This window comes from Anaerotruncus massiliensis (ex Togo et al. 2026) (assembly GCF_030825285.1).
Classification (GTDB): Bacteria; Bacillota; Clostridia; order Oscillospirales; family Ruminococcaceae; genus Anaerotruncus; species Anaerotruncus massiliensis.
In genome coordinates this window covers 39,026-50,745 of the sequence record NZ_JAPJQF010000017.1, presented here as the reverse complement: position 1 = coordinate 50,745, position 11,720 = coordinate 39,026, and the positions used below count along the sequence as shown (strand labels likewise).

Annotated in this window: 13 protein-coding genes; 2 read left to right on the top strand and 11 right to left on the bottom strand. The window is 63.1% G+C overall.

The window, feature by feature from the left end:
- Positions 1 to 267: 267 nt before the first annotated feature.
- From trmD to ylxM, 6 genes are all read right to left on the bottom strand, one after another.
- On the bottom strand, positions 268 to 1,005 hold the full coding sequence (trmD, locus tag RCI06_RS07340) for a tRNA (guanosine(37)-N1)-methyltransferase TrmD (RefSeq protein WP_172439320.1): 738 nt from the start codon (positions 1,003 to 1,005) through the stop codon (positions 268 to 270).
- Entirely contained in the window at positions 1,001 to 1,510 is a 510-nt protein-coding gene (gene rimM, locus RCI06_RS07335) for a ribosome maturation factor RimM (RefSeq protein WP_121587367.1), read from the bottom strand. Before rimM ends, trmD begins: the two co-directional genes overlap by 5 nt.
- A gap of 68 nt (positions 1,511 to 1,578) precedes the next feature.
- Complete coding sequence (locus tag RCI06_RS07330; RefSeq protein ID WP_101552420.1) at positions 1,579 to 1,812, bottom strand: KH domain-containing protein; 234 nt, start codon at positions 1,810 to 1,812, stop codon at positions 1,579 to 1,581.
- A gap of 23 nt (positions 1,813 to 1,835) precedes the next feature.
- On the bottom strand, positions 1,836 to 2,078 hold the full coding sequence (gene rpsP / locus RCI06_RS07325) for a 30S ribosomal protein S16 (protein ID WP_006873857.1): 243 nt from the start codon (positions 2,076 to 2,078) through the stop codon (positions 1,836 to 1,838).
- 70 nt (positions 2,079 to 2,148) lie between these two features.
- Positions 2,149 to 3,525: a signal recognition particle protein gene (gene ffh / locus RCI06_RS07320; protein WP_101552422.1), complete on the bottom strand. Its 1,377-nt coding sequence runs from the start codon at positions 3,523 to 3,525 to the stop codon at positions 2,149 to 2,151.
- 36 nt (positions 3,526 to 3,561) lie between these two features.
- On the bottom strand, positions 3,562 to 3,927 hold the full coding sequence (gene ylxM, locus RCI06_RS07315) for a YlxM family DNA-binding protein (protein WP_172439274.1): 366 nt from the start codon (positions 3,925 to 3,927) through the stop codon (positions 3,562 to 3,564).
- A 216-nt stretch (positions 3,928 to 4,143) separates the two neighbouring features.
- Between ylxM and cysK the strand changes: the two genes are divergently transcribed.
- Both cysK and RCI06_RS07305 read left to right on the top strand, forming a co-directional pair.
- Positions 4,144 to 5,073, top strand: a complete 930-nt coding sequence (cysK, locus tag RCI06_RS07310) for a cysteine synthase A (RefSeq protein ID WP_306575319.1) — start codon at positions 4,144 to 4,146, stop codon at positions 5,071 to 5,073.
- 37 nt (positions 5,074 to 5,110) lie between these two features.
- Entirely contained in the window at positions 5,111 to 5,551 is a 441-nt protein-coding gene (locus tag RCI06_RS07305) for a hypothetical protein (protein WP_306575317.1), read from the top strand.
- A 59-nt stretch (positions 5,552 to 5,610) separates the two neighbouring features.
- On the opposite strand, the gene RCI06_RS07300 is transcribed toward RCI06_RS07305, so the two are convergent.
- From RCI06_RS07300 to RCI06_RS07280, 5 genes are all read right to left on the bottom strand, one after another.
- On the bottom strand, positions 5,611 to 6,585 hold the full coding sequence (locus RCI06_RS07300; RefSeq protein ID WP_276874083.1) for an alpha/beta hydrolase: 975 nt from the start codon (positions 6,583 to 6,585) through the stop codon (positions 5,611 to 5,613).
- Positions 6,586 to 6,625: 40 nt separating this feature from the next.
- Positions 6,626 to 7,060, bottom strand: a complete 435-nt coding sequence (locus RCI06_RS07295; RefSeq protein ID WP_101552430.1) for a universal stress protein UspA — start codon at positions 7,058 to 7,060, stop codon at positions 6,626 to 6,628.
- 204 nt (positions 7,061 to 7,264) lie between these two features.
- Positions 7,265 to 8,917, bottom strand: a complete 1,653-nt coding sequence (locus tag RCI06_RS07290; protein ID WP_306575325.1) for a S1C family serine protease — start codon at positions 8,915 to 8,917, stop codon at positions 7,265 to 7,267.
- A gap of 428 nt (positions 8,918 to 9,345) precedes the next feature.
- Positions 9,346 to 10,785 (bottom strand): HAMP domain-containing sensor histidine kinase, encoded by a 1,440-nt coding sequence (locus RCI06_RS07285; protein ID WP_101552434.1) that lies wholly within the window; start codon positions 10,783 to 10,785, stop codon positions 9,346 to 9,348.
- 72 nt (positions 10,786 to 10,857) lie between these two features.
- Entirely contained in the window at positions 10,858 to 11,550 is a 693-nt protein-coding gene (locus tag RCI06_RS07280; protein ID WP_101552436.1) for a response regulator transcription factor, read from the bottom strand.
- Positions 11,551 to 11,720 lie beyond the last annotated feature (170 nt).

The following is an 11,720-nucleotide window of genomic DNA, read 5'->3' as shown; positions in this document are numbered from 1 at the left end:
TGGCAAGGTACTCCCGGAGATTCCTAAGAACCCGGCGGAGGGTTCTTAGGCGGACTTTTGGTTCCTTTTCGTCCGTCCGAAAAGGAACCCGTGGCGCGCGGCGGAACGCGCAAGTCATTCTTGCCGCTTGGAAAGCGGCAATTCCCGTCTACGCCCCGCCGGGCGCAGCGCGGCACATCTGAAGCGCCCCAGAGGGGCGCGTAAAAGGCTCACCGGGCGCAGCGCGGCAAATCCAAAACTGCCGCCGGGCGCAGCGCGGCAAAAAAATCAAAGCTCCTCCCAGCCGAGCGTACGCAGGAACCACTTGTCCTTTTCGTTCAGCTGTGCGTTTTTCAAAAGCTCGGGGCGCTTTTCATAGGTGTTCTTGAGGGACATTTCACGCCGCCACCGGGCGATGGCGGCGTGGTTGCCGTTCGTGACGATCTCTGGCACGGCGACGCCGTGCCAGACGGCGGGCTTGGTGTATTGCGGGTATTCGAGCAGGCCGTTCCAGTGGCTCTCCTCGGTGAAGCAGCTCTCATCGGCGAGCACGCCGGGGCAGAGCCGCGCCACGCAGTCGATCAGTACGAGCGCGCCGAGCTCCCCGCCGGTGAGCACATAGTCCCCGATGGAGATCTCCTCGTCGACGATCTCGTCGAGCACCCGCTGGTCGACCCCCTCGTAGTGGCCGCAGAGCACAAAGAGGTGCTCCGCCTGGGAGAGCTCCTTCGCCCGCTGCTGGGTGAGGGTCTTTCCCTGCGGCGACAGGTAGATCACATGCGGCCGGGAGGCGCGCTCGGCGCAAACCGCCTCCCAGGTGCGGTAGATCGGGTCGGCCTGGAGCAGCATCCCCTTGCCGGGGCCGTAGGGGGTGTCGTCGACGTTGCGGTGCTTGTCGACCGTGTAGTCGCGGATCTGCCAGCACTTGATGTCGAGATGGCCCGCTTTTCTGGCGCGGCCGACGATGCTCTCGGAGAGCACCGTCTCGCACATATCCGGAAAGAGGGTCGCCAGATCGATCTTAATCATCGAAAAGCCCCTCCAGCGGCCGGATGACGATCCGCCCGGCGTCGACGTCCCGCTCGAGCACCACGTCGGGGATGGCGGGCACCAGCCGCTCCTTCCCCGCCTCGTCCCGCAGGTAATAGACGTCGTTCGCGCCGGTCGGGCGCACGTCGTAAACCTTCCCGTAGCTGCGCCCGGTATCCGCGTCGAACACCTCGCAGTCGATCAGGTCCTGTACAAAGTACTCCCCTTCCCCGACCGGCGCGTCCGCGCGGTCGATGTAGAGCACCTGGTTTCGCAGCGCCGCCGCGGCCTCCGGCGTGTCCACGCCCGCTATTTTCAGCACCACCATATTCTTCTGCACGCGCGCCCGCTCGACGGTGAGCGGGGTCTCGCCGCGCCTGAGAAAAAGAGTTTCAAAGTCCAGCAGGAAATCGGGGCTGTCGCACCACGGCTGGACCTTCACCTCGCCCTTGATCCCGTGGGTGGTGACGATCTTTCCACATTCTAAAAACTGTTTTTTCATGACGTCCTCCCTGCTTGCAAGAGGGTAAAAATGGGGGAGCGCACGCTCCCCCATTTTCCGGTTCTCAATCAGTCGATCTCGACGGCGACTTTGGTTTCAGCCTTGTTGGCCGCCGCCCTGACGACGGTGCGGATCGCCTTGGCGATACGCCCCTGTTTGCCGATGACGCGCCCCATGTCGTCGGGGGCAACGTGGAGGTGGTACACGACCAGACCCTCCTCGTTGGGCTCGTCGACCGTGACGCTGACGGCGTCCTTGTCCTCGACAAGGCCCCGCGCGATGGTAACAATCAGCTTATCCAAAACGACTTACCTCCACGCCCATATTAGAGCACGCCTTCGATTTTCAGCAGCGCCTTGACGGTGTCCGTGGGCTGGGCGCCGTTGGAGAGCCATTTCTTCGCCTTTTCCGCGTCGACCTTGATCACGGAGGGGTCCTTGGTGGGGTCATAGGTGCCGATCTCCTCGATGAACCTGCCGTCGCGGGGATAACGGGAATCCGCAACCACGATCCGGTAGAAAGGAGCCTTCTTCGCACCCATCCTTCTCAGTCTGATTTTAACAGCCATGTATGTCACCTCCTATGGTTATTGACCTTCTGTCTTCTATCGTCCGCCGGGAAGTCCCGGAGAGACAGCCTTAAAACGGCATCCCGGGCATGCCGCCGCCCATGCCGGGCATCCCGGCGAAGGGGTTCCTGCGGCGCTTGCCCTTCTTTTTGCCGCCGCCGGACATCTGCCGGAAGAGCTTCTGCATCTGCTCGTTCTGGCGGAGCACCCGGTTGACGTCCGACACGTCGGTGCCGCTGCCCGCCGCGATGCGGCGCTTGCGGGAGGGGTTGATGAGCGCGGGCTTTTCCCGCTCGGCGGGGGTCATCGAGTGGATGATCGCCTCGACCTTCCGAAGCTCCTTCTCCCCCTGCTCGGCCTCGTCGTCGCCGATCTTTCCTGCGGCGCCGGGGAGCATATTCATCACGCTCGAGAGCGGGCCCATCTTTTTGAGCTGCTGCATCTGTTCGAGCATGTCGTTGAAATCAAAGGTGTTCTGCTTGAGCCGCTCGGCCATCTCGGCCGCCTTCTTGGCGTCGAAATCGGTCTGCGCCTTCTCGATGAGGGTGAGCACGTCCCCCATCCCGAGGATGCGGGAGGCCATGCGGTCGGGATAGAAGGGCTCGAGGTCCTCGAGCTTTTCTCCCGTGCCCGCGAACTTGATCGGCTTGCCGGTCACCGCGCGCACCGAAAGCGCCGCGCCGCCGCGGGTGTCGCCGTCGAGCTTGGTGAGGATGACCCCGTCGATGCCGAGCGTCTCGTCGAATTTGGAGGCCACGTTGACCGCGTCCTGGCCGACCATCGCGTCAATGACGAGCAGGATCTCCTGCGGCGACACGGTCTCCTTGATGCGGGAGAGCTCCCCCATCAGCTCCTCGTCGATGTGCAGGCGGCCGGCGGTGTCGAGGATGACCAGGTCGTTGCCGTAGTCCTTCGCGTGGGCGACCGCCTTTTTGGCGATCTCCACCGGGTCGCCCTGCCCCATCTCAAAGACGGGGACGTTCGCCTTTTCCCCCACGACCTTGAGCTGGTCGATCGCCGCCGGGCGGTAGACGTCGCAGGCGACGAGCAGCGGGCGCTTGCCCTGGTTTTTAAAGTGCAACGCCAGCTTGGCGGAATGGGTGGTCTTACCGGAGCCCTGCAGGCCGCACATCATGACGACCGTCGGGGGCTTGCTGGAAAAGTTCAAGCGGGCGTTTTCCGCGCCCATCAGCGCGGTCAGCTCGTCGTTGACGATCTTGACGACCATCTGCGCGGGCGTGAGGCTCTCGAGGACCTCGTCCCCCACCGCCTTGGCGGTGACGTTGGCGACGAACTCCTTGGCGACCTTGTAGTTGACGTCCGCCTCGAGCAGCGCGAGACGCACCTCGCGCATCGCCTCCTTGATGTCGCTCTCCTTGAGCCTCCCCTTGTTGCGCATCTTTTTGAAGACGGCGGAAAGCTTGTCGGACAGGCCTTCAAATGGCATGGGGTTCCCTCCTGACAGTCCTATGTAAAAAGCGTGTTATTCGTTGATCGAGCCGGCGATCTCGATGATCTCGCCGCACTTGTCAGTGATCTCCTTGGAGGTGCCGAAGCGGCTGTTGTAGGCGCGGATCTCCTGCGCGTTCTGCACGATCCGGTCGAGCCCGTCCTGGATGGTCCGGAACTTTTTGGCCAGGCCCAGCCGGTCCTCAAGGTCGAGCAGGATGCCCTCCGCGCGCTTGATGGAATCCCGCACGCCCTGGCGTGTGATCCGGCTGTGCGCGGCGATCTCGGAGAGCGAAAGGTCCTCGTTGTAGTAGAGCTCCACGACATTGCGCTGTTTCTCGGTGAGCATGTCTCCGTAAAAATCGAGCAGCAGCGAAATTTCCAGATTTTTAGCCACCATCCTGCCTCCCATCATGTAAAGTGATCTGCTTTACACGTTCCCTCTTTGTGTATTATAACGGACAGTCCCCCGTCTGTCAAGGCGATTTTCTTTACACGACAAAATATTTTCTTTTTGTTCAACATTCGAGCACGCGATCGTGTATAATAGAGCTGTCGGGCCGCGCCACGCGGCCCTGCCGCCCGGCGCCGCGCGCCGCGGAGAAGGGAGCGATCCATGAACATCAAGAACGATCTCACCCAGCTGATCGGCAACACCCCCCTCATGTACCTGGCCAACTACAGCGCCTCGCGGGGACTGACTGCGAAGCTCGCCGTCAAGCTGGAATATTTTAACCCCCTCGGCTCGATCAAGGACCGCGCCGCCTACGCGATGGTCGTCGACGCGGAAAAACGCGGCCTCGTCAAGGAGGGCACCGTGATCATCGAGCCGACGAGCGGCAACACCGGCATCGGGCTGGCGTTCGTCTGCGCGGCGCGGGGCTACCGCCTCATCCTCACGATGCCCGAGACGATGAGCCGCGAACGGCGCGCGCTGCTGGCCGCGCTGGGCGCCGAGCTCGTGCTCACCGAGGGCGCGAAGGGGATGACCGGCGCGATCGAAAAGGCGGCCGAGCTGGCTTCGCAGCTCCCCTCCGCCTTCATCCCCCAGCAGTTCGAGAACCCCGCCAACCCCGCCATCCACGAGGCGACGACCGCCAAGGAGATCCTGCGGGACACCGACGGCCGGATCGACATCCTCGTCGCGACCTTCGGCACCGGCGGCACCGTTTCGGGCGTCGGCCGGGCCATCAAGCGTCACAACCCCGACATCCGCGTGGTCGGCGTGGAACCGGCCGAATCCCCCCTCGTTTCGGAGGGCCGGGCCGGCCCCCACGGCATCCAGGGCATCGGCGCCAACCTCGTCCCCGCAAACCTCGACCGTTCGGTGCTCGACGAAATCGCGACCGTCACGACCGGGGAGGCGTTCGAGGCCTGCCGCGCCGTCGCCAGGCAGGACGGCCTGCTCGTGGGCGTCTCGTCGGGCGCGGCGATCGCCGCCGCCGCGAAGATCGCCGCCCGGGAGGAAAACGCGGGCAGGCTGATCGTCGCCGTCTGCCCCGACACGGGGGAACGCTACCTCTCGTCGGGGCTGTACGAAGCGTAAGGAACCATAAAATTTTCTGATAAACGGAGGAAGCATGATGAACGAACAGGAAAACAAACTCCCGCAGGAAGAGACCGAGGCGCCGACGGAGCAGGCGCAGCCCGCCGCTCCGGAGGAGGCCGCGCCGGAATCCGCCGGCCCCATCCCCGCGGATAAACCGAAAAAGGCCGCCCGCTATACCCACCGGACGGCGAACACCCTCTACCGCCTGCACATCGGCGGGCTGGTCGTGACCGCGGTCTACCTGCTCAGCCAGCTCATCCTCACACTCTCGAGCTATTTCACCCAGAAGTCCCAGCTCGACCTGATGATTGCGCTCGGGCAGACCAACCAGAGCATGTCCTCCCTCAACCTCTCCCTCTTCTATTCGCTGATCGGCATGGTCCTGCCGCTCGTCTGCCTGGTCGCCGTCTGCTTCCTCTTCCTCTTCTTCGCCGAGGTCGTCGAACAGATGTCCGTCCGCAACGAAAAGTCCTGACCCTTCGTCGGGACGGAAAAAGCCCCCGGCGCGAAAGCGCCGGGGGCTTTTGGTTTTCATCAGGTCTCCGGGTCGTCCGGCTCCTCCTCTTCCTCCGGGGCGGGGACGAAGTGGTCGTCCAGCCAGCCGAGCAGCTCCTGCCAGATCTGCTCGCGGCCCTGCTCCCCGAGCACCTCGTGGCGCGCCCCCTCGTAGAGCACCAGCTCCACGTCGGCGACCCCCGCCTTCACATAGCGGTCGTACACCTGCGTGGGGCCCCTGCCGTACTCGCCCACCGGGTCCATCGACCCGGCGACGATATAGATGGGGGTCTGCCTGTCGACGCCGGCAAAGCAGGCGTTCTCGTTGCACTTTTTGAGCAGCGTGAACATGTCGGCCATGCCCGAGACGGTGAGCAGGTACCCGCAGCGCGGGTCGTCGGCGTACCGCTCGACGAGCGCGGTGTTGCGGCTGAGCCACTCGTAGCCGGTGACGGCGGGGACGCAGCGGTCGTTATAGTGCCCGAAGACGAGGTGCTGGAGGTCGTGGTCGCGGTAGAGCTCGCCGTTCTTTTTGATCGAGCGCGCGGCGAGCCTGCGCCCGAAGTCGACCCGCACGCCCGCGCGCGCGGTGCCGCAGAGCACGAGCCCGGCGATCGTCCGGGGGTATTTCGCGGCGTAGAGGCGGGCGACGAAGGAGCCCATGCTGTGCCCGAGCAGCACGACGGGCGCGCCGGGGACCTCGCTGCGAATGATCTTGTTGAACTTGTGCTGGTCGTCGACCAGCCGCTTCCAGCCGTCCTGCTCGGCGAAATAGCCGAGGTGCCCGTCGTCCCGCGCCGAGCGGCCGTGGCCGAGGTGGTCGACGCCGCACGCCGCGTACCCCTGCTGCGCGAGCCAGCGCATGAACTCGTGGTAGCGGCCCATGTGCTCGACCATGCCGTGGGAAATCTGCACGGCGGCGCGCACCGGGCCCGCCGGGATATAAATCCATCCAAAGATGGTGTCGGTGCCGTTGGTGCTCCTGAATTCGATCTGCCTGACAGTGATGTTCATCTTGTTCGTTCCTCCCGCGGCAGGCGTCCTGCCGTCCGATTCATCGCGCGCCGATCTCAATGGCCGCCGCGAATTCGCGGTCGACCACCTCGTGCAGCTCCCCCTTCTCGTTGACGGTGAAGAAGGTGACGTTTTGCAGCGTCTTCCACATCCGCACGAGGATCGAGCTCTCGTCCCGCGGCATGCCGGTGACCGCGTTGATCACCCGGTTCTCCCGGATCGAATGGACGATCGCGCTCTGCGGGTTGTTGGAAAACTCCACCGTCATTTTGGCGCCGTATTCCTTGGCGACGCCGAAGAGGTGTTCGAGCGCCGCGGGGTTGATCTGCGCGCCCGTCTTCATGACGCTGAGCACCGTGAGGTCGGTCTTGCTCAGGTCCGCGATCACGCGCGCGGCCTTGATGATCCGCTCGCAGGTGAACTGGTCGGTGACCAGCACAAGGGTATTATAGACATTCGGCTGCGTCTGATTCATGACGCCCTCCTCTATCCGGATCCGCCGGGGACGGCGGAATGTTTTCTTCCCAATCAGTATACAACAAAATTGTAAACAAATTATGATAAAGAACCCGATTTTTATAAAAAACCGCCGCCCGTCCGATACCGACAAAAACCGCGCCCCGCAAGGCGGGGCGCGGTACAGGAAAGGAGGTCGCGGCCAGCCGGTCCGCGCGGACCGTCAGCCGAAGAACTGGTTGAAGAAGTCCTCGAATTCGTCGTAGCTGTCGCCGTAATCGTCATAGCCGTTCCCATAGGGGTCCTGGCCGTTGCCGTAGGGATTCTGCCCGTAGGCGTCCGACGGGTCCTGGACGCCGCCCTGCGTTGAAACGCTGTCCCCCAGGTCCTCCATCAGCGCGACGGTGACGGTGAAGAATTTCCCCTCCGCGTTGGGGCGCTGGCTCGGGCGGTAGACCTCAAGCTCGACGGTGTCGCCCGGCTTTTTGCCCTCGATCTCCGCCGAAAGGTCCTGCGTGCCGGTGATGTCCTTGCCGTTCACCTTGGTGATGATGTCGCCCGGGACGACGCCCTTTTTGGAGATGTCGGAGCCCTCCTCGGTTGACTGCACGAAGAGGCCGGTGGGCACGTGGTTGAGGCGCGCGAGCACCTCGTCGACCTCGGTCGCGTAGATGCCCAGACGGACCCGTCCGGTGACGCGTCCGTAGGCGATCAGGTCGTCGACAATCGGCTTGACCTCGTTGGAGGGAATCGCAAAGCCCATGCCCTCGGCGCCGGTCGCGATGACCTTGGCGGAGTTGATGCCGATGACCTGGCCGTATTCATTGACCAGCGCGCCGCCTGAGTTGCCCGGGTTGATCGCCGCGTCGGTCTGGATGAGGTTGGTGTAGTGGGTCACGGTGGTGCCGTTCTGGCCGCCCGCCGTGATCTGGCGGTTGAGCCCCGAGACGATGCCCTGCGTCACGCTGCCCGCGAAGTCCATCGACTGCGGGTTGCCGATCGCAAGCACCTTTTCGCCCATCTTGACCTGGTCGGAGTTGCCGAAGGTCGCCGCGGGCAGGTTCTCGGCGTCGACCTTGACGACCGCGAGGTCGGTCTTGCTGTCCGAGCCGACCAGCCGCCCCTCATAGGAGGTGCCGTCGCCCAGCTGCACGGTGATCCCCTTCGCGCCCTCGACCACATGCGCATTGGTCACGATGTAGCCGTCCTCGCGGATGATGATCCCGCTGCCCATGCCCTCGGCCTGGTAGTTCTGGTAGTTCACGTAGGTGGTGATCGCCACGACGGAGGGGGAGACCTTTTCGATGATCTCCTCGCTCGACAGCTTGCCGCCCGGCAGCGATTCCCCGGCCGACTGCGGCTTATCCTGCAGCGTGATGCCCGGCAGGTCGTCGGCCGGAACGTTCAGCGTCGGGCCGTTGTCCGACGCGGGCGGAGCGCCCGCGTCCTTCCTCATGCTGCTGTAGATCCCGATGCTCGTCAGCGACACCAGCGACACCACCAGCACCGACGCCAGAATGATCCCGAAGACCATCAGGCCCTTGTTGCGGCGGCGCGGCTTGGCCTTGGCCGCCTGCTCGTAGTCGGAGATGTTCCACTGGTAGGCGTCCCGGCGCTGCGCGCTGCGCCCGTCGGGACGCTGCCAGCCGCCGCTCGCCGAATACTGGTTGGGGGTCAGGTCCTGCGGCGGCTCCTGCCGCCCGCTCTCCTCCGTCCCCGCGGCGCCGCGCTCATAGGGAGGGCGGTAGCCCTGCCCCTCGTTCTGCGGAGGCACGTTCCACACATGCTGCCCGCCAGCCGGACCGCTCTCCGCCGAACCGTTTTCCTTCTCGTGCGGATTTTCGTTCGGATTGTAATAATCGCTCATATATCTCATACCTTTCACGGTTGGATTCCGCCTGTGGAGGCGTCCTTTTTTTGTTCTTCTGGCGTTAGTATACCGCAGATTTGTTGCAATAAAATAGATGAGATTTAAAAGAATTATTCATATCTGTTGAAGAATTTGTGAACCCGGGGACTTTTGAAAAAGTCCCCGGGACCCGAAAACTTTTATCAGGCCGGCCACCCTTCCCCACCGCCGCCTCTACCCGTGCCGCCGGGCCAGGGGAACTCTGCCGCACGGGCGGATAAAGTCCCCGGGACCCGAAAACTTTTATCAGGCCGGCCACCCTTCCTCACTGCCGCCTCTGCCCGTGCCGCCGGGCCAGGGGAACTCCGTCGCACGGGCGGCGCGAAACCGTGGGGCGCGGCGGCTTGCCTGAATCAAAAGTTTCGGGGTCCAGGGGGCTTTTCAAAGCCCCCCGGTCAGTTCTTTTTGCTCTTATGGGGCTTGGGGATGGTGAAGACGAACTCGCAGTATTCGCCCTCGACCGAGCGGACGATGATGTCGCCGCCGTGCAGGTTGACGATTGAGCGGACGATGTGGAGCCCGAGCCCGGCGCCGCCCTTGTCGCGGCTGCGGGACTTGTCGGCCTTGTAGAAGCGGTCGAAGATGTGGGGAATCTCGTCCTTGGGGATGCCGTCGCCGGTGTTGCGGATGCCGACGGAGGTATAGCTGTCGTCCTCCGAGTAGTTCACGTCGATAAAGCCGCCCTCGTTGCAGAATTTGACGGCGTTTTCGATGAGGTTATAGACCACCTGGTGGATGAGGTCGGGGTCGGCCTCGACCATGACCTTGCCGCCGTCGAGGCCGCGCACCTCGATGTTCTTCGCCTCGAGCGGCTGCTCAAAGGTAAAGACGGTGCGGATGACCGTGTCGTTCACGTCGAAGAGGTCGGGCCTCAGCTCCAGTTCGCCCGCCTCGATGCGGGCGATGTTGAGCATCGAGCGCACGAGCCGCGAGAGCCGCTTGATCTCTTCCGAGACGATTTTGAGGTAGTCGTCCCGCTTTTCGGGCGGGATGGTGCCGTCGAGGATGCCGTCGATAAAGCCCGCGATGGTCGTCATTGGCGTGCGCAGCTCATGGGAGACATTGGCGGTGAAGGAGCGGCGCGCCACCTCTGTTGTGGCCAGCGAGGTGGCCATATTGTTGAAGGAGATCGCGAGCTGGCCGATCTCGTCGTAGCTCTCCACCGGCACCCGCACGGTGAAATCCCCCTTGGAGAAGCTCTGGGTCGCGGCGACCATCTTGCGCAGCGGGCGCACGAGGTCGGCGGTGATGAAATAGACCGCCGCGAACGCGAGGATCAGCACGGCGAGCGAGCTGATGATGAACATCTTGAGGATTTCCTTGAGGAAGACGGTCAGCGTGCCCGCAGAGGCGGACGCGAAGATGACCGCCGCCGGGACGCCGCTCTCGGTCTTGACGGGGATGCCCACCGTATAGTGGTTCTGGGAGTAGAGCCCCCCGACCTTGCCGACCTCCTGGTATTCGCCCGCGGCGCACGCCTCGGAGATGATGTTCTTCGGGATGTCCACCTCATTGTAATCCGAATGGGAGCCGCTCACGAAGAGCAGCAGCTTGCCGTCGGTGTTGGCAAGGTAGATGTCGGCCTCGATCGCGTCCGCGAGGATGGTGTAGCGCGGCAGCACGACCGCCGGGGTCACCCCCTGGTAGAGGTTGGAGCGGAAGTCCGCGTAGGTGAGCTCGGCCGCCTGCTGGGCGTTGTGCTCAAGCAGACGGTAACGGTCCTGCTTGAAGTACTGGCTGGCGAACGCCAGCAGCACCGCGCCCAGAATCGTGATGCTCAAAAGGATGATCGCGGCGATGGTGATGAAGTGTTTACTGAAGAGCGTTTTTTGCATACCCGACCCACTTTTCTGATTGTTTGATGCGAAAAAGGGCGGGCTTGCCGCCCGCCCCGCGTGATCAACAGGTTATTCCTTGACCTCGAATTTGTAGCCGACTCCCCACACGGTTTTGAGGGTCCACTGGTCTGAGACGCCCTCGAGCTTTTCACGCAGGCGCTTGATGTGCACGTCGACCGTGCGGCTGTCGCCGTAGTACTCGAAGCCCCACACCTCGTCCAGCAGCTGGTCGCGGGTGTAGACGCGGTTGGGATTGCTCGCCAGGTGGTAGAGCAGCTCGAGCTCCTTGGGCGGCGTGTCGATCACCTTGCCGTCCACCTTGAGCTCGTATTTGGTCATGTTCACGACCAGCTTGTCGTAGCTGACCTCCTTGACGTCCGCCTCCGCGGCCGTTTTGCCGGTGCGCCGCATGATCGCCTTGATGCGCGCGACGATCTCCTTGGGGTCGAAGGGCTTGACCACATAGTCGTCCGACCCGAGCTCGAGCCCGAGCACCTTGTCGAACGTCTCCCCCTTGGCGGTGATCATGATGATCGGCATGTTGGATTTTTTGCGGACCTCCCGGCAGACCTGCCAGCCGTCCAGCTTGGGCATCATGATGTCCAGCAGCATGAGATCGGGATTTTCAGAGGAGAATTTTGCGAGCGCCTCTTCCCCGTCGTTGGCGATCACGACCGCGTAGCCCTCCTTCTCGAGATAGAGCCGGAGCAGCTCGCAGATATTGCGATCATCGTCGCAGACCAGGATTTTCCCGATTGACATGTCTGGTACCCCCATTCTGCCCGCCGCAACAGGCAGATTATTTGCTTTATCATATCACAATTATAGCGGAAAATCACCCGTTTTGGTGAATATTTTTTGAATGGGGATTGTCCAAACTGCAAAGAAACGCCCGCCGCGCGCGCATCCGTAAAAAAGAAGGGCGGGCGCTC